Annotated in this window: 18 protein-coding genes; 12 read left to right on the top strand and 6 right to left on the bottom strand. The window is 71.7% G+C overall.

Annotated elements, in window-relative coordinates; translation table 11 throughout:
- Positions 1 to 36: 36 nt before the first annotated feature.
- The 5 genes from ACZ5CZ_RS29180 (at position 37) to pqqB (ending at position 4,348) form a co-directional block, all read left to right on the top strand.
- Positions 37 to 1,542, top strand: a complete 1,506-nt coding sequence (locus tag ACZ5CZ_RS29180; protein ID WP_385841272.1) for a purine-cytosine permease family protein — start codon at positions 37 to 39, stop codon at positions 1,540 to 1,542.
- Positions 1,539 to 2,090 (top strand): cysteine hydrolase family protein, encoded by a 552-nt coding sequence (locus ACZ5CZ_RS29175; protein WP_468947262.1) that lies wholly within the window; start codon positions 1,539 to 1,541, stop codon positions 2,088 to 2,090. The genes ACZ5CZ_RS29180 and ACZ5CZ_RS29175 overlap by 4 nt, the downstream gene beginning before the upstream one ends.
- Positions 2,087 to 2,788 carry a GntR family transcriptional regulator gene (locus ACZ5CZ_RS29170; RefSeq protein WP_468947260.1) on the top strand — a complete coding sequence of 234 codons (702 nt, stop codon included), beginning with the start codon at positions 2,087 to 2,089 and terminating at the stop codon, positions 2,786 to 2,788. Before ACZ5CZ_RS29175 ends, ACZ5CZ_RS29170 begins: the two co-directional genes overlap by 4 nt.
- A 156-nt stretch (positions 2,789 to 2,944) precedes the next feature.
- A complete protein-coding gene (locus ACZ5CZ_RS29165; RefSeq protein WP_385841268.1) occupies positions 2,945 to 3,343 on the top strand; it encodes an SseB family protein in 399 nt (132 codons plus the stop codon).
- Between the two features lie 105 nt (positions 3,344 to 3,448).
- Positions 3,449 to 4,348, top strand: coding sequence for a pyrroloquinoline quinone biosynthesis protein PqqB (gene pqqB, locus ACZ5CZ_RS29160; RefSeq protein WP_385841267.1), 900 nt, complete (start codon positions 3,449 to 3,451; stop codon positions 4,346 to 4,348).
- On the opposite strand, the gene ACZ5CZ_RS29155 is transcribed toward pqqB, so the two are convergent.
- From ACZ5CZ_RS29155 to ACZ5CZ_RS29130, 6 genes are all read right to left on the bottom strand, one after another.
- The gene (locus tag ACZ5CZ_RS29155; RefSeq protein ID WP_385841266.1) at positions 4,345 to 4,743 is read right to left on the bottom strand and encodes a MarR family winged helix-turn-helix transcriptional regulator; all 399 of its coding nucleotides are present in this window, start codon (positions 4,741 to 4,743) and stop codon (positions 4,345 to 4,347) included. The genes pqqB and ACZ5CZ_RS29155 overlap by 4 nt on opposite strands.
- 74 nt (positions 4,744 to 4,817) lie before the next feature.
- On the bottom strand, positions 4,818 to 5,168 hold the full coding sequence (locus tag ACZ5CZ_RS29150) for a VOC family protein (protein ID WP_385841264.1): 351 nt from the start codon (positions 5,166 to 5,168) through the stop codon (positions 4,818 to 4,820).
- Positions 5,169 to 5,290: 122 nt separating this feature from the next.
- On the bottom strand, positions 5,291 to 6,322 hold the full coding sequence (locus ACZ5CZ_RS29145) for a LacI family DNA-binding transcriptional regulator (protein ID WP_385841262.1): 1,032 nt from the start codon (positions 6,320 to 6,322) through the stop codon (positions 5,291 to 5,293).
- The gene (locus ACZ5CZ_RS29140) at positions 6,319 to 7,224 is read right to left on the bottom strand and encodes a carbohydrate ABC transporter permease (protein ID WP_385841261.1); all 906 of its coding nucleotides are present in this window, start codon (positions 7,222 to 7,224) and stop codon (positions 6,319 to 6,321) included. Before ACZ5CZ_RS29140 ends, ACZ5CZ_RS29145 begins: the two co-directional genes overlap by 4 nt.
- The gene (locus tag ACZ5CZ_RS29135; RefSeq protein ID WP_468947257.1) at positions 7,221 to 8,144 is read right to left on the bottom strand and encodes a carbohydrate ABC transporter permease; all 924 of its coding nucleotides are present in this window, start codon (positions 8,142 to 8,144) and stop codon (positions 7,221 to 7,223) included. The genes ACZ5CZ_RS29140 and ACZ5CZ_RS29135 overlap by 4 nt, the downstream gene beginning before the upstream one ends.
- The gene (locus ACZ5CZ_RS29130) at positions 8,141 to 9,457 is read right to left on the bottom strand and encodes an ABC transporter substrate-binding protein (RefSeq protein WP_468947255.1); all 1,317 of its coding nucleotides are present in this window, start codon (positions 9,455 to 9,457) and stop codon (positions 8,141 to 8,143) included. Before ACZ5CZ_RS29130 ends, ACZ5CZ_RS29135 begins: the two co-directional genes overlap by 4 nt.
- 236 nt (positions 9,458 to 9,693) lie before the next feature.
- Here ACZ5CZ_RS29130 and ACZ5CZ_RS29125 point away from each other — a divergent pair, with 236 nt between their 5' ends.
- From ACZ5CZ_RS29125 to ACZ5CZ_RS29095, 7 genes are all read left to right on the top strand, one after another.
- The gene (locus ACZ5CZ_RS29125; protein ID WP_468947253.1) at positions 9,694 to 11,715 is read left to right on the top strand and encodes a beta-galactosidase; all 2,022 of its coding nucleotides are present in this window, start codon (positions 9,694 to 9,696) and stop codon (positions 11,713 to 11,715) included.
- 107 nt (positions 11,716 to 11,822) lie between these two features.
- On the top strand, positions 11,823 to 13,385 hold the full coding sequence (locus tag ACZ5CZ_RS29120) for a glycosyl hydrolase 53 family protein (RefSeq protein WP_468947251.1): 1,563 nt from the start codon (positions 11,823 to 11,825) through the stop codon (positions 13,383 to 13,385).
- A 192-nt stretch (positions 13,386 to 13,577) separates the two neighbouring features.
- On the top strand, positions 13,578 to 13,865 hold the full coding sequence (locus ACZ5CZ_RS29115; protein WP_385841255.1) for a helix-turn-helix domain-containing protein: 288 nt from the start codon (positions 13,578 to 13,580) through the stop codon (positions 13,863 to 13,865).
- Positions 13,866 to 13,917: 52 nt separating this feature from the next.
- Positions 13,918 to 14,877 carry an SMP-30/gluconolactonase/LRE family protein gene (locus ACZ5CZ_RS29110; RefSeq protein ID WP_468947249.1) on the top strand — a complete coding sequence of 320 codons (960 nt, stop codon included), beginning with the start codon at positions 13,918 to 13,920 and terminating at the stop codon, positions 14,875 to 14,877.
- Between the two features lie 68 nt (positions 14,878 to 14,945).
- Positions 14,946 to 15,407: a fluoride efflux transporter CrcB gene (crcB, locus tag ACZ5CZ_RS29105; protein WP_468947247.1), complete on the top strand. Its 462-nt coding sequence runs from the start codon at positions 14,946 to 14,948 to the stop codon at positions 15,405 to 15,407.
- A 70-nt stretch (positions 15,408 to 15,477) separates the two neighbouring features.
- Positions 15,478 to 15,852: a fluoride efflux transporter CrcB gene (gene crcB, locus ACZ5CZ_RS29100; RefSeq protein ID WP_468947245.1), complete on the top strand. Its 375-nt coding sequence runs from the start codon at positions 15,478 to 15,480 to the stop codon at positions 15,850 to 15,852.
- A gap of 75 nt (positions 15,853 to 15,927) precedes the next feature.
- Positions 15,928 to 16,764, top strand: a complete 837-nt coding sequence (locus ACZ5CZ_RS29095) for an undecaprenyl-diphosphate phosphatase (RefSeq protein ID WP_385841250.1) — start codon at positions 15,928 to 15,930, stop codon at positions 16,762 to 16,764.
- Positions 16,765 to 16,849: the final 85 nt, after the last annotated feature.

The following is a 16,849-nucleotide window of genomic DNA, read 5'->3' as shown; positions in this document are numbered from 1 at the left end:
GGACACGTCTGGACAGGTTTGGCAGGTGGCTCGGAGATGACGTACCAGCAGGACCCCCTCGACCACAGATCCACCGCGCGCCCGATGCAGGTGGAGACGCACGGACTCGACGTCATCGGGGACGCGGAGCGCAAGGGCACACCCCGCGTGCTGTTCTGGCCCTGGTTCGGGGCCAACGTCTCCGTCCTCGGACTGAGCTACGGCGCCTTCGCGTTCGGCTTCGGCATCTCCTTCTGGCAGGCGCTCGTCGCGGGCGTCCTCGGCATCGTCGTCTCCTTCCTGCTCTGCGGATTCATCGCGGTCGCCGGCAAGCGCGGTTCCGCGCCCACGATGGTGCTGAGCCGGGCCGCCTACGGCGTGCGCGGCAACCGGCTGCCGTCCGTCATCTCGTGGATCCTCACCGTCGGCTGGGAGACCGTCCTCGCCGCGCTCGCCACCATGGCCACCGCCACCGTCTTCGACCGCCTCGGCTGGGGCGGCGGCACCGAGACCAAGGTCGCCGCCCTCGTGGTGGTCGCCGCGCTGACCGTCCTCGGCGGAGTCATGGGCTTCGACCTGATCATGCGGCTCCAGACGGCGATCACCGTCATCACCGGCATTCTGACGGTCGTCTACTTCGGCCTCGTCGCCGACCACATCCACTGGTCCGCCGTCAGCTCCCTGCCGTCCGGATCGCCGCAGGAGTTCATCGGCGCGCTGGTGTTCATGATGACCGGCTTCGGCCTCGGCTGGGTCAACGCGGCGGCCGACTACTCCCGCTACCTTCCCCGCAGCTCCTCCAGCCGGGGCGTGATCGGCTGGACCACCTTCGGGGGCTCCGTCGCCCCGCTGCTCCTGCTGGTCTTCGGGCTGCTGCTGGCCGGCTCCTCGCAGACGCTCAGCAAGGCCGTCGCGGCCGACCCGATCGGCGCGCTCACCACGATCCTGCCCACCTGGTTCCTGGTGCCCTTCGCCGTGGTCGCCGTGCTGGGCCTGGTCGGCGGCACGGTCCTCGACATCTACTCCTCCGGCCTCGCGCTGCTCTCCGCCGGGGTGCGGGTGCCCCGCCCGGTGGCCGCCCTCTTCGACGGTGTCCTGATGATCGCCGGCGCGGTCTACATCGTCTTCTTCGCCGGCGACTTCCTCGGCCAGTTCATGGGCTTCCTCACCACCCTCGGCGTGCCCATCGCCGCCTGGTGCGGGATCATGCTCGCCGACCTCGCGCTGCGCCGCCGCGACTACGACGAGACGGATCTCTACCGCCCGCACGGCCGCTACGGCGACGCACCCCTGACGCCCCTGCTGCTCACCCTCGCCGCCACCGCCCTCGGCTGGGGGCTGGTCACCAACAGTGCCGCGTCCTGGCTCACCTGGCAGGGCTACCTCCTGGCGCCGTTCGGCCTCGGCGGCAAGACCGGCGCCTGGGCCTTCGCCAACCTGGGCGTCCTGGCCGCCCTCGCCCTCGCCTTCCTGGGCACGCTGCTGCTCCGCCGGGGCCGGGTGCGGGCGCAGGAGGCGCAGGCACCGAGCCCGACAGCCACCGAGGAAGTGCTCAGCCCGTGAACGCCGGCCACCTCGCCGTCATCGACATGCAGCGGGTCTTCGCCGACCCGGCGAGCCCCTGGGCCACCCCCCGCTACGCGGACGCGGCGGCCGGCGTCAAGGCCCTGCTGCCGGCGTTCACCGGCCGGGTCACCTTCACCCGCTTCCTGGCCCCGCGGGACCCGGCCGGCGCCTGGCGCGCCTACTACGAGCAGTGGCCCTTCGCGCTCCAGCCGCCGGACGCCGCGCTCTGGCAGCTCACCGACGGCTTCGCCGACGTACCCGGCACGGTCCTGGACGCCGCCACCTTCGGCAAGTGGACCCCCGAGCTGGCCGCCCGCGTCGGCGTGGGCGGCCGGCTGGTGCTGGCGGGGGTCAGCACGGACTGCTGTGTGCTGTCCACCGCGCTGGCCGCGGCCGACGCCGGCACCGAGGTGCTGGTCGTCGCGGACGCCTGCGCGGGCGCCGACGACGACTCCCACCTCAAGGCGCTCCAGATCATGGAGCTGTACCGGCCGCTGGTCCGGGTCACCAGCATCGCCGGGGTGCTCGCCGGGGCCGGGCCGTGACCGGTGTCCCGCTCAAACACCAGCAGATCAGCAGGACCCTCGCCCGGGAGATCCGCACCGGCCGCAGCCGCGCCGGGGAGCGGCTGCCGGGCGAGCACGCCCTGGCCCGGCGGTTCGGAGTCAGCCGTACGACCGTCCGCGCGGCCCTCGCCGACCTGAGCGCACAGGGCCTGATCGCCACCCGCACCGGCAAGGGGTCCTACGTCCTCTTCGACGGCCGGCCGCCGGACGACCGGCCCGGCCGGGCCCGGGTCGTGACCCGCCACGGAGGCGACGGCGCCGTCCGCACCCTTGCCGTGCACGAGACGCGCGACAGCGCCCTCGCCGCCGAACTCCGCCTGGACGAGGACATGTTCGTGTGCGTCGAGCGGACCTCGCTGGCCGCCGACGGCACCGTCCTGACGTACGAGCGCAGCTTTCTGCCGCCGGTGCCCGGCATCCGCGAGCTGCCCGCCCAGCCCGGCGCCCAGTCGCCCGCCGAGGCGCTGCTGCGGGCCGGGCTGCGGCCCGACCACGGCGAGCAGCGGATGGGAGGCCGGCCGATCGACGCCCGGGAGGCCGAGGCGCTGCGGCGGGCGCCGGGGGACTGGTTCCTGGAGCTGCGGCGCACCAGCCGCGCCGTCGACGGCTCCTTCGTCGAACACCTCGTCAGCCTGCTCGACCCCGCCCGCTGCCACCTGGCCGCCGCCTTCGGCTGACCGCCGCGCAGGACGGTGCTGTCCAGGAGACCGGTGCACGCGGCTCCGGTGCACGCGGCGCGCATGGCCCGGCCCGCACCGGGTACGCGAGGCCCAAGCCGCCCGGCGCGCAGCTGTCCGGGAGGCCGTACCACAGCCGCTACCAGGGGACCTGCCATGGAGACACCCGCACACGACGCCCTGCCGACACCGGCCCAGCAGGCGCTGGACGCGCTGACCGAGAACGCCGAGGACCAGGCCGCCCTGGACACCCTCGCGCACAGCGACGTACTCGTACCCGTGCCCGACGACGCGGTCGACGGGGAGGGCGCCGACGCCACGACGGTGGCCCTGCCCGTCCTCGAACAGCCCGGAGGAGACCAGGTCGTCCCCGTGTTCACCACCGAGGGCGAGATGGCCGACCTGCTGCCCTTCGTCTCGCGCTACCGCCTGATCCCCCTGGGCGCCCTGGCCTCGCAATGGCCCGAGGAGGATCTCTCGCTGGCCATCGACGGCAGCTCACCCCACGCCCTCACCCTGACGTCACAGGGGGTGCGCACCCTGCTGGTGCGGTGAGCGGCCGCGGCAGGACGGCCGGAACTGCCCCCGCCGCGGAGTAGTCACCCGCCCCGCCGCCGGGAAGACCCCAGCGGGAGAGACCGGGGCGAGGTGAAGGAGCCGATGGCCGTGAGGGTCGTCCTGCTGGGCACGGCCGCCGGGGGCGGCTTCCCGCGGTGGAACTGCGCCTGCGAGCGGTGCGCCGCCGCCCGGGACGGGAAGCTGCCCGCCCGGACCCAGGAGTGCGCCGCCGTGACCGGCAACGGGCGCGACTGGTGGCTGCTGAACGCCTCGCCCGATCTGCGCGCCCAGCTCGCGGCCACCCCCGCCATGTGGCCCGGATCCAGCCGCCGGACCGGCCCGCTGCGCGGGGTCCTGCTCACCGACGCCGAGGCCGATCACACCATGGGCCTGGGGGTGCTGCGGGGGGCGGCGGACCTGAAGGTGTACGCGGCAGGGCCGGTCCGCGCCGCCCTCGCCCCGGCCCGCGCCGCCCTCGGCCGCTACGCCCCCTGGGAGTGGGCGGACAGCCTCGCCGACGGCGGCTTCGTGCTGGCCGGCGGCCTTGTCGTCACCGCCCGCCCGGTCGGCGCGAGCACCCCGGCGTACGTACCGGGGGCGGCCCCCGAGCCCGCCGGGCCGTGGCGGACCGCGTACCGCGTCGAGGACCTGGCCACCGGGGGAGTGCTGGTGTACGCGCCGAGCGTCGGCACCTGGAGCCCCGTCCTGGACGAGCTGTGCGCCGACGCCGACTGCGTGCTGCTGGACGGCACCTTCCTCACCGCGGACGCCTCCGGTACGGCGGTGGCGCGGCCCGGAACCGGACAGGCGCCCCCGGCCCATCTGCCCGTCGACGGCCCGGACGGCACCCTGGCCGCCCTGGCCCGCCTTGCGGTCCCCCGCCGGATCTACACCCACCTGCACCACACGAACCCGCTGCTGGACCCCGGCTCACCGGCCCACGAGCGGGTGACCGCACACGGCGCGGAGATCCTGCCGGACGGCGCGGAGCTGCTGTTCTAGCTCTGCTGACCGGGGAGCGTGCGTTCCAGTGCCGCCCGCTGCAACGGCAGCACCTCGGCGTGCCGTTCGCGGCCCTTGCGGGTGAGGGCCACCCACACACCGCGCCGGTCCTCCGCGCACACCGAGCGCTCCACCAGGCCGTCCTTCTCCAGCCGGCCGATCAGCCGGGACAGCGCGCTCTGGCTGAGGTGCACCCGGCCGACCAGGTTCTGCACCCGGCACTGGTCGCCCTCCGCGGGCGACTCGGCGGCCAGGATGTCCAGCACCTCGAAGTCGCTGGCGCCCAGCCCGTACGGGTGCAGCACCCGGTCGATCTCGCACATCGTGCGCGCGTGCACGGCGAGGATGTCCCGCCACCGCTCCTCGAGCCGGGCGTCGGCCGTCGTGACTGCCATACCCGCACCGTAGCACCGAACCAGCCACTCGTTGAGTGTGCAACTAGTGGGCCCGGCGGGCCGTACGACGCCGATCAGCCGACCGGATCCTGAAGCAGCCCCACCAGGTTGCCGTCGGGGTCCTTCACCGAGGCCACGAGCCTGCCGTTGCCCACGTCCCGCACGTCCTGGAGCAGCTCGGCGCCCGCCGCCAGGAGGGCCGTCAGCCGCTCGCGCAGATCGGTGACGTGCCAGAACGGCACCGGCCCGGTCAGCCCCTGGGCATGTCCGTTGGGGTCGAGGCCGATGTCCTGCCCGGCGGCCTTGAACCCGATGTAGTACGGCGCGTCGACAAAGGGCTCCACCCCCAGCAACGCGGTGAACAGGGCCTTCGCCCGCTCCGGATCCTTGACGGGGTAGATGATCGTTTGCAGGCCGGCGGTCATGGGACGTCACTCCTTCTGAGCTGTGTGCACCGGCGGGGGTGCCCGCCGGTGCTTTCACGCTAGGCCCGGGACGCCCGCCCGTGCTTCTTCGATCCTGACCGGTTCCGGGCACCCCGGCATGCTCAGGCGGACTCCCGGCGCACCAACTCCGTCGGAAGGATCACCGCCGCCGGGTCCTCCCCGCCGATCTGCGCCAGCAGCACCCGGACCATCTCACTGCTGATCCGGTCCCACGGCTGCCGGATGGTGGTCAGCTCCGGGGAGGACGCGGTCGCCGCCGGCGAGTCGTCGAAGCCGCCGACAGCGATGTCATCCGGCACCCGCTTACCGGCCCGCTGGAGGGCCGTCAGCACGCCCTGCGCCATCAGGTCGGACGCGACGAACACCGCGTCCAGGTCCGGGGCCTGCGCCAGCAGCCGCTCCGCGCCCGCCTCACCGCTGGCCCGGCTGTAGTCGCCGGAGACGATCAGCCGGTCGTCCACGGGGATGCCCGCCTCGGCGAGCACCTCCTTGTACCCGGCGAGCCGCTCCACACCGCCGGGGGTGTCCAGCGGGCCGGTGACCACGCCGATCCGCTGCCGGCCCAGCGACAGCAGATGCCGGACCATGTCCCGGGCGCCGTCCCGGTCGTCGGCGGCGACGTAACTCACCTTGGAGCCCAGCCCCATCGGCTTGCCGCAGGCGACCAGCGGCACACCGGCCGCGCGCAGTTCCTCGGCGACCGGATCCCCGGAGTGGCTGGAGACCAGCAGCACCCCGTCGACATGCCCGGCGGTGATGTACCGCGTTATCCGCCGCCGTTCGTCGTCGGTGCCCGCCAGCATCAGCAGCAGCGGGACGTCGTGCGCGGCCAGCGCCTGGGTGCAACCGCGCAGCAGCACATTGAAGTTGGGGTCCTCGAAGAACCGCTCCTGCGGCTCGGTCAGCAGAAAGCCGACGGAGTCGGAGCGCCCGGTGATCAGCGATCGGGCATGCCGGTTCACCACGTATCCCGTCTTGCGGATGGCGGCGTTGACCGCCTCCTGCGCGGCGGGGCTGACGTAGTGGCCGCCGTTGAGCACGCGCGAGACGGTGCCGCGCGAGACACCGGCCTCGCGCGCCACGTCGTGGATCGTCGGCGGCCTTCGCCGTCCCCCCGGATTGCTCATGGTCATGACTTTACGGCCCCGGACAGCAGATCCAGGCTCCAGAACCGCTGGATGACCAGGAAGAGGGCGATCAGCGGAAGGACCGCGAGGAAGGCGCCCGTGATCACCAGGGTGTACAGGGCGGGCGTGTTGGCCCCCTGCTCCAGCAGGGTGTACAGACCCAGCGTGAGCGGGAACTTCTCGTCGTCGCTGAGCATGATGTACGGCAGCAGGAAGTTGTTCCAGACGGCGACGAACTGGAACAGGAACACGGTGACCATGCCGGGGATCATCATCGGCAGCGCGATCCGGGTGAAGATCCGCCACTCGCTCGCCCCGTCCATCCGCCCGGCCTCGACCACATCGGCGGGGACGGCGGCGGAGGCGTAGATCCGGGCGAGATAGACGCCGTACGGGGAGAGGATCTGCGGCAGCAGCACGGACAGGTAGGAGTCCGTGAGGTTCGCCTTCGCCAGCAGCAGGTACTGCGGCACGGCGAGGATCACCGGCGGCATCAGCACGCCCGCGAGCAGGATGTTGAACATCGTCTCGCGGCCCCTGAACCGGTAGGTGGCGAGCGCGTAGCCGCTGAACGCCGACACGGCGGTCGACAGCAGGGCGCCGAGGACGGCGTACAGGGCGGAGTTGCCCATCCACTCCCAGTAGATGCCGTCCCGGTAGGCGTTCAGGTCCTTGAGGTTCTGGGTGAACCCGGTGCCCGGCAGGAAGGTGAAGGTGGAGAACAGCTCGCGCCCGGACTTGGTGGACGCGATCACCACCCAGGCGACGGGCAGCAGCGTGTAGACCGCGCCGAGCAGCAGGGTGATCGTCGGCACCAGCGCGATCCGGCGGCGCAGCGGCGGGCGCCGCGCCGTTCCGGGGGTGGCGCCGGCCGCCGGGGCGGCCTTGTGGACGGCAAGGGTGCTCATCGCGCCTCCTGCTTGTTGCGGCGGTTCGCGGTCCGCAGGAAACCGAAGGACAGGACCAGCGTGACCAGGGCGATCAGGACGGCCTCGGCCGCCGCCGAGTAGATGTCGTTCCGGTGGAAGGCGTCCTGGTACACCTTCATCAGCGGACTCCAGCTGGTGTCGACGGAGTTGGTGAGCGGCTTGAGGGTCGTCGGCTCGTTGTACACCTGGAGCGTCGCGATGATCGAGAAGAAGAAGGTCAGCACCAGCGAGGGCGCCACCATCGGGATCTTGATCCGCAGGGCGATCTGCAACGGGGTGGCGCCGTCCAGCCTGGCCGCCTCGTACACCTCGGCGGGGATGGACCGCAGCGAGGTGTAGATGACGATCATGTTGAAGCCGGTGCCGCCCCAGACCGCGATGTTCGACAGGGCGAGATAGAGCGGACCGCCGTCCAGCAGGTTCGGCTGCGGCAGCTGGAGCTTGGCCAGGACGTAGTAGAAGGGGCTCACGTCCGGCAGGTAGAGGAAGCCCCACAGCAGCGCCGCGACCACGCCGGGGACGGCGTACGGCAGGAAGATCGCGAGCCGGGTGAACGGGGTGAACCGCACCTTTTCGGAGTCCAGCATCAGGGCGAACAGCAGGGCGAGGCCCAGCATCACCGGGACGACGATGCAGCCGTAGCCGAGCACCCGCAGGGCGCCGTGCAGCAGCTCGCTGTCCTGGAAGGCGTCGGTGTAGTTCTCGACCCCGGCCCAGACCTCCTGCCGCGCGTTCGCACCGAGGCCGAGCCCGGAGATGTGCGTCTTGCGGAAACTGAGGAAGACGGCGTAGCCGATGGGCAGTGCGAAGAAGAGTCCGAAGAGGAGTGTGGCGGGGAAAAGGAAGGCATACGGGGCCCCCTTGACCCCGTACGACTTCCGGCGGGCGGGGCTTGTCACTGGGAGACCTCGAAGCCCTGCTTCTTCATGTCGGCGACCGTGGCGTCCTGCATCTGCTTCAGGGCGGAGGTGAAGTCCGACTTGTTCTTGGCGGCGGCGCCGAAGGCGTCGTTGAACGTGGCGTAGGCGACGTTCACGTTCGGGCCCCAGGCCGAGGGCGCGGTGGTCTTGGCGATCTCGGCGGCCTTCGGGTAGAAGTCGGCCTGGTTGGAGAAGTACTCCGGCGGGTTGGAGAACGCCCCGCTGAGCTGCGCGGACGTCGACGCCGGGTAGATGCCGCTGTCCTTGGCCAGGGCGTCGAGGGCGGCGGGGTCGGTGTTCAGCCACGCGGCGAACTTGGCCGCGGCGTCCTGGTGCGCGGAGTCGGTGGTGACGGCCGTGGAGGAGCCGCCCCAGCTGCCGGTCACGTCCTTCGTCGCCGACCACTGCGGCAGCGGGGCCATCGCCCACTTGCCCTTGGTGTCCGGCGCGGCGGTGGTGAGGGTGCCCGGCGCCCACACGGCGCTCACCCAGGCGATCTGCTTGCCGGTGTCGAGGGCCTTGTTCCAGGAGGGGGTGTACATCGGCTGGTTGTCGACCAGGCCGTCCTTGACCAGGCCGCCCCAGAACGTGGCGACCTTCCGGGTGGCCGCGTCGTCGATCGCGACCTTCCACTTGCCGCCGGAGGCGGTCCACCACTTGGCGCCGGCCTGCTGGGCCAGACCCGCGAAGAGGCCGGAGTCGTTGGCGGAGAAGGTGGTCAGCTGCTTGTCCGGCGCCTTCTTCTTCAGTTCGCGGGCGGTCGCGGCGAACTGGTCCCAGGTGGTGGGGACCTTCAGCCCGTACTTCTTGAAGAGGTCCTGGCGGTAGTAGAACATCATCGGGCCGATGTCCTGCGGCACCGCGTAGACCGCGTCCGTGCCGAGCGTGGTCTGCTGCCACACGCCGTCGGCGAACTTGCCCTTGACGTCACCGACCTGCTGGGAGATGTCCGCCAGCGCGTTGTTGCTGACCAGGGTCGGCAGTGCCTGGTACTCGGCCTGCACCAGGTCCGGCGCCTTCTTGGCCTTGTGCGCGGTGAGGATCTTGGTGATCAGCGTGTCGCCGGACGCCTGCTTCTTCACCGTGACGGTGATCTGCTCCTTCTTGCCCGGCCCCTTGTTCCACAGGTCCACGACCTTGTCCATGCCGGGGGTCCAGGTCCAGTACGTCAGCGAGACCGGGCCGGACTCGGACTTGCTGTCGTCCCCGGAGCCGCAGGCGGCGAGGGCGGTGGCGCCGAGCGCGACGGCGACGGCGGTTGTCACGAGGCGACGGCGCTTCGTGTGCGGCATGGTTTCTCCCCTGACCTGGGCCCCCGCCCGCTGCGGGGACCTGCCATGCAGATGTGCACGTTCACATGACCCGGCTGAACGGCGGGGGCGAACCCCTGTCATGCTTCTGTGAGCGTTCACAGTAGAGAAACATCCCGGACACTTGTCAATGGTTGTTGCTGTGCGGTTATGTTGGGCCTGCACCGCCGAAGTTGTGTGTGCACGTTCCCAAATGATCGATGACCGGGAGACCTCACATGCCGGACACCAGCCCCAGGGGCCTCACCAGGCTCGCCTTCGGTGGGGACTACAACCCCGAGCAGTGGCCGGAAAGCGTCTGGCAGGAGGACGTCCGGCTGATGCGCGAGGCCGGCGTGACCATGGTCAGCGTCGGCATCTTCTCCTGGGCCCTGCTGGAGCCGGAGCCCGGGAGCTACGACTTCGGCTGGCTGGACCGGGTCCTCGACCTGCTGCACGCGGGCGGCATCCGGGTCGACCTCGGCACGCCCACCGTGGCGCCGCCGGTCTGGTTCTACCGGGCCCACCCCGAGGCCCTGCCGGTCACCGCCGAGGGTGTGCGCTACGAGTTCGGCTCGCGCGGCGCGGTCTGCCACAGCAACGCCGACTACCGCGCGGCCGCGGCGAACATCACCACCCGGCTCGCCGAGCGCTACGCCGACCACCCGGCCCTCGCCCTGTGGCACGTGTACAACGAGTACGGCGTCCCCGTCTCCTCCTGCTACTGCGACTCCTGCGCCGCCCACTTCCGCCGCTGGCTCGCCGACACCTACGGCACCGTCGAGGCGGTCAACGAGGCCTGGGGCACGGCCTTCTGGGGCCAGCGGTACACGAGCTTCGAGCAGATCAACCCGCCCCGGGCCACCCCGACCGCGGGCAACCCGGGCCAGGCCCTGGACTACCGGCGGTTCGCCGACGCCACGATGCGGGAGAACTTCCGCGCCGAACGCGACATCCTGCACCGCCTCTCGCCCGGCGTCCCCGTGACCACCAACTTCATGACGGCGCTCAGCCAGTGCGACTCCGTCGACTACTGGGCCTGGGGCCGCGAGGTCGACCTCGTCACCAACGACCACTACCTGATCACCGACGGCCGCCGCACCCACGTCAACCTGGCGATGGCCGCCGACCTCACCCGCTCGGTCGCCGGCGGCGCCCCCTGGCTGCTCCTGGAGCACTCCACCTCGGGCGTCAACTGGCAGCCCCGCAACCCGGCCAAGGCCCCCGGCCAGATGGCCCGGAACTCCCTCGCGCACGTGGCCCGCGGCTCCGAGGGCGCGATGTTCTTCCAGTGGCGCCAGTCCCGGCGCGGCGCCGAGAAGTACCACTCCGCGATGCTCCCGCACGGCGGCACCGACACCCGGGTCTGGCGCGAGGTCGTCGAACTCGGCGCGGCCGTCGACGCGTTGGGCGCCGTCCGGGGCACCCGCACGGTGGCCGACGTGGCGATGCTGTGGGACTGGCAGTCCTGGTGGGCGCAGAACCTCGACTGGCGCCCCAGCGAGGACCACGACGCGCGCGAGCGCGCCGACTCCTTCTACGAGGCCCTGTACGACCGCCACCTCACGGTCGACTTCGCCCACCCCGAGGCCGACCTGTCGGCCTACCCCCTGGTCGTCGTGCCGGCCCTGTACCTGATGACGCAGGCCGCGGGGGACAACGTCCGGCGTTACGTCGAGAACGGCGGCACGCTCGTCGTGTCGTACTTCTCCGGCATCGTGGACGAGCACGACGCCGTCCACGACGGGGCCTACCCGGGCGCGCTGCGCGACGTGCTCGGACTGACCGTGGAGGAGTTCTCGCCGGTGCTCGCCACCGATCGGGTGCGGCTGACCGGCCCCGACGGCTCCGAGCTCGCGGGGGACGTGTGGACGGAGTTCGTGGTGCCGCGCGGCGCCGAGACCGTCTGGACGTACGCCGACGGCCTCACCGCGGGCGGCCCCGCCGTCACCCGCAACCGGCTGGGCAAGGGCACCGCCTGGTACGTCTCCACCCGCCTCGCCGCGCCGGAACTGGACGCGGTCATCGGCCGGGCGGCCGACGACGCCGGACTCGCCCCGCGCGCCGACCTGCCGCGCGACGTCGAGGTCGTGCGCCGCACCGGCGAGTCGGGCAGCTACCTCTTCGTCGTCAACCACACCGCCGGCGACACCAAGGTGCCGCTGGACACGCCCGGCACCGAGCTGCTGACGGGCGAACGCGCCGCGGGCCGCCTCGCGGTCCCGGCGGGGGCCGTCCGGGTCGTACGACTCGACGGCTGAGCCGGCTCCCCTCCGCCCGCGTGAGCCACGAGAGCCGTGGGCGGAGGGGTTCTCCTCCCTCCCCGGTGGAGGACCCCCACCCATTCACGTCGAAGGGACGACGGACGATGAGGTTCCATCCCAGACGCACCATCCGGGCCCTGCTGCTGCCGCTCGCCGCCGGGCTCTCCCTCACCATCCTGCCCGTGCAGGCAGCACACGCCGCGAGCACGCTCACCAACGCCGGGTTCGAGTCCGACGGAACCGGCGTGGCCGCCCCCGCCGGCTGGTCGGAGTACGGCGACACCGGCGCCTCCTTCACGGAGGCCGGCGGCCACAGCGGCAGCTACCGGCTCACCCACTACTCGTCCTCCGCCTACAAGGTGGAGACGTACCAGTACCTCTCGGGCCTGACCAACGGCAGCTACGTGCTCACCGCATGGGTCCGCTCCAGCGGTGGCCAGAACTCCGCGTACATAGCCCTCAAGAACTGCGGCGGCACCGAACAGCGCACCGATCTGCCGATCTCGTCCAGCGGATGGATACGGATCGTCACCCCGATCGCGGTGACCAACAACCAGTGCACCATCAGCATCAACAGTGATGCGAACGCGGGCAACTGGATCAATGTTGACGATCTGACCTTCACGTCCGGCACCACCGGTACATCCATCCATGGTGCCGACATCTCCTCCCTCGCCAAGAGCGAGGCCAAGGGCGGCGTCTACAGGACCGCGTCCGGCACGACCGGCGACGCCCTCACCATCCTGAAGTCGTACGGCATGAACTACGCCCGGCTGAAGGTCTGGGTGAACCCGGCCGACGGCTTCAACGACAAGAGCCACGTCCTGGCCATGGCCAGGCGGATCAAGGCGCAGGGCATGAAGCTCCTGGTCGACTTCCACTACTCGGACACCTGGGCCGACCCCGGCGCCCAGACCAAGCCGGCCGCCTGGGCGGGCCACTCGTACAGCCAGCTCCAGACCGATGTGTACAACCACACGTACGACGTGTTGAACGCCTTGAAGGCTCAAGGCACCACCGCCGACATGGTCCAGATCGGCAATGAGATCAACGGCGGCATGCTGTGGTCCGAGGGATCCACCGACCACTGGAGCCAGCTCGCCGGTCTGCTCAACTCCGGCTACAACGCCACCAAGGCGGTCAGCTCCTCCACGCTCGTCGCGCTGCACCTCGCCAGGGGCGGCGACAAGGCCGGCACCGAGGCGTGGTTCGACAAGGCGGTGGCCAACGGCGTGAAGTTCGACGCGATCGGCCTGTCCTACTACGGCTACTGGCACGGCCCGCTCTCCGACTTCCAGACCACGCTGGACGACGCGGCCGCCCGCTACGGCAAGCCGGTCTTCGTCGCCGAGACGGCCTACCCCTTCACGCTCGCCCAGAACGACTCGCTGGAGAACCAGATCGACCTCACCAGCGAGCTGGTCCCCGGCTACCCGGCGACCGCGGCTGGGCAGACCAAGTGGATGAACGACGTCGCGAGCATCGTGGAGGCCGTCCCGAACCACCGCGGCCTCGGCGTCTTCTACTGGGAGGCCACCTGGACCGCCGTCAGCGGCAACGGCTGGGACCCGGCCGACGCCACCTCCGGCAACGGCTGGGAGAACCAGGCCCTGTTCGGCTACGACGACAAGGCGGTCTCCTCCATGACGTGGTTCAGCCACCGCTGATCCACCCCTGACCGGGCCCGGCCGTAAGAGGGGACGGCCGGGCCCTTCGCCGTCCCGGGACAGCCCTGCGTACGGTCCCGGTCGCAGTGCCGTGTGCTATCGGACAACGGCGGGGGAGCGCCCCCCGCGCGCGCGTCAGCGGCAGCACAGTGGGAAGACGTCGCATGAGGAGGCGGGACGGAGGCGGTACGGATGCTGGGGACTCCCTCGGGACGCATGCGGCAGGACATCCTGGACTGGATGAAGGACCCGGCCGCCCACTTACCGGGACGGCCGCACGGCGACCCCGCCGACACGGGCGTGACCGCGCGGGCCGTGGCCGCGGGGCTGGGCGTCTCGCGCCGGACGGCCGTCACCCATCTCGACTTCCTCACCCGCCTCGGCCTGCTCCGCACCCGGCGCAGCCGCTGGCGCGTCTACTACCGGCGTGACGAGATCCGTATCGCCGAGGTCACCCGGATGTTCGAAAAGGGCTGGTGAGCCCGCGGCCGCCTGGCAGGATGGGCCGATCCGAGCCGGAAGGGCCGTACGTATGCACCAAGTCACCCCGCTGGTCCCGCTGCACTACGTCGGCCTGGGCGCCCGCGGCCCCGAGGACGTGGTGGCCGACCCCCACGGGCGCGTGCTGACCGGCACGGAGGACGGCCGCATCCTGCGGATCCACCATCTCGGCGCGGCACACACCGCACGGGTGGAGACCCTGGCCGAGACCGGCGGCCGCCCGCTCGGCCTGGAACTCCTCCCGGACGGCGACCTGTTGGTGTGCGACGCCGAGCGCGGCCTGCTCCGCGTCGGCCCCGGCGACGGCAGCGTCCGGGTCCTCGCGGACACGCTGGCGGGGGAGCCGCTCCGCTTTTGCAGCAATGCCGTGGCCCGGCCCGACGGCTCGGTGTACTTCACCGTGGCCAGCCGCCGGTACCCGCTTGACCGGTGGATCGGCGACATCGTCGAACACACCGGCACCGGACGCCTGCTGCGGCTGTCGCCCGGCAGCCGTACGCCCGAAGTCCTCCTCGACGGGCTCCAGTTCGCCAACGGTCTCGCCGTGAGCGCCGACGGCTCCTTCCTGGTGATCGCCGAGACCGGAGCCTGCCGCCTCACCCGCTACCACCTCACCGGCCCCCGGGCCGGGCGCGCCGATCTCTTCGCCGCCCTCCCCGGCATGCCGGACAACCTGTGGCGCGAGGGCCCCGCCGGGCCGTTCTGGGTCGCCCTGGTCAGCCCCCGCGTGCCCGCGCTGGGCCTGCTGCACCGCGGCTCGCCCGCCGTCCGCCGCACGGCCGCCCGGGCCGCCGTGCGCGCGCCGTACCGCCCGGCCGGCACGATCGGGGTGCTCGCGCTCGACGACCACGGCCGGACCCTGCACCACCTCACCCGGCGCCGCTCCGGCTTCCGCATGGTCACCAGCGTCTGCGCGACCGGGGACCACCTGGTCCTCGGCAGCCTGCGGGAACCCGGCGTCGCCGTCTGCGCCCGGCCGACGCCCGGCTGAGGCGGCGGTACCCTGGTGCCCGGCCGTGATCACCCGTAGAGGGCGGGCCGAACAGGAGACGTACCAGCATGACAGCCCCGCAAGCCGAGAGTGTGGGCGCCCGCCCGGAGCCGCGGCGGCGGTCCGCGTGGCGTGCCCAGGCGCCCGTCGTCGCGGTGGTGGCCCTCGGCGGCGCCGTCGGTGCGTCCGCCCGCTACGGGCTCGCCCAGGCCTGGCCCACGCCGCCGGGAGCCTTCCCCTGGGCCACCTTCGTGACCAATGTCATCGGCTGCGCCGTGATCGGCGTGTTCATGGTCCTCATCACCGAGGTGTGGGCCGCCCACCGCCTGGTCCGCCCCTTCTTCGGCACCGGCGTCCTCGGCGGCTTCACCACCTTCTCCACCTACGCCGTCGACATCCGCACGCTGGTCGACGCCGGCCGCGCCGGGACCGGGCTGGCCTATCTCGCGGCCACCCCGCTCGCGGCCCTCGCCGCGGTGTGGCTGGCCTCGGCCGCGGCCCGCCGGATGCTGGCCGGGGGGCGGGGATGACGCCCCGGAGCGGCCGCGCCGACCAGGCGGCAAAACCGGACGAAACGGACATGAAGCGTAAGAGGTCGTTGTGAACTGGCTGCTGGTCATCGGGGGAGCCGTGATCGGCGCGCCCCTGCGCTATCTCACCGACCGCGCGGTGCAGGCCCGGCACGACTCGCTCTTCCCCTGGGGCACCTTCCTCGTGAACGTCGTCGGCTGTCTGGTCCTCGGCCTGGTCACCGGCGCCGTCTCCGCCGGGGCCGCGAGCCCCCATCTGCGCCTGCTGCTCGGCACCGGCCTGTGCGGGGCGCTGACGACGTACTCGACCTTCTCCTACGAGACCCTGCGCCTCGCCGAGGCCGGCTCCGGACGCTACGCCGCCGTCAACGTCGTGGCCAGCCTCCTGGCCGGCCTGACCGCGGCCTTTACCGGAGTCTCACTCGCCGGAGCGCTCTGGGGTTAGGCGCTTGCCGCGCCCGGCCGCCCGGCAAGTACCGTCTACGGCAGTGTCGACCACCTTTCCCCAGAACTGGATGCCATGAGCGCCATCTCCGTCGGTCAGTCCGTCGTCCTTGGAGTCGTCGAGGGGCTCACCGAGTTCCTCCCCGTGTCCTCCACCGGCCATCTCAAGATCACCGAGGGGCTCATGGGCATCCCGGTGGACGACAAGTCCGTCGTCGGGTTCTCCGCCGTCATCCAGGTCGGCGCCATCGCCGCCGTACTGCTGTACTTCTTCAAGGACATCAGGCGGATCGTCACCGCGTGGTTCCGCGGGCTGACGAACAAGGAGGAGCGCTACCACCACGACTACAAGTTCGCCTGGTGGGTCATCGCCGCGACCATCCCGATCGTGGTCGTGGGCCTGGCGGCGAAGCCGCTGATCGAGGGGCCGCTCGCCTCGCTGTGGGTGGTGGGCGGTTCGCTGATCGCCGGGTCGGTGGTGATGTGGTGCGCGGACCAGATGGGCCGGCACAAGCGCGGTGAGGACGACACGTCCTTCAAGGACGCGATGTGGGTCGGCTGCTCGCAGATCCTCGCGCTGCTCTTCCCCGGCTTCTCCCGCTCCGGCGCCACCATGTCCACCGCGCTCATCCTGGACCTGGACCGGGTCGCCGCCACCCGGCTGTCCTTCTTCCTCGGCATCCCGGCCCTGACCGGCGCCGGCATCTACGAGCTGAAGGACGCCCTCGGCGCGGGGGTGGGCGCCGTCCCGCTGGCCGTCGGCACCGTGGTGTCCTTCGTCGTCGCCTACGCCTCCATCGCCTGGCTGCTGAAGTTCGTCGCCAAGCACTCCTTCAACGCCTTCGTGATCTACCGGATCATCGCCGGCCTGGCGATCCTCGGCCTCTGCGCGGCCGGCGTGGTCAGCGCCTGAACCGGCCCTGCCGATCACCCGGGGTGCGGATGCCTGCATTCAGGCGCCGCACCCCCTGAATGTTTCCTTACTTGATGTCTTGACA

Source organism: Streptomyces sp. NPDC031418, assembly GCF_055581605.1.
The sequence above is the reverse complement of the archived record's forward strand: the minus strand, read 5'-3'. Positions and strand labels throughout refer to the sequence as shown.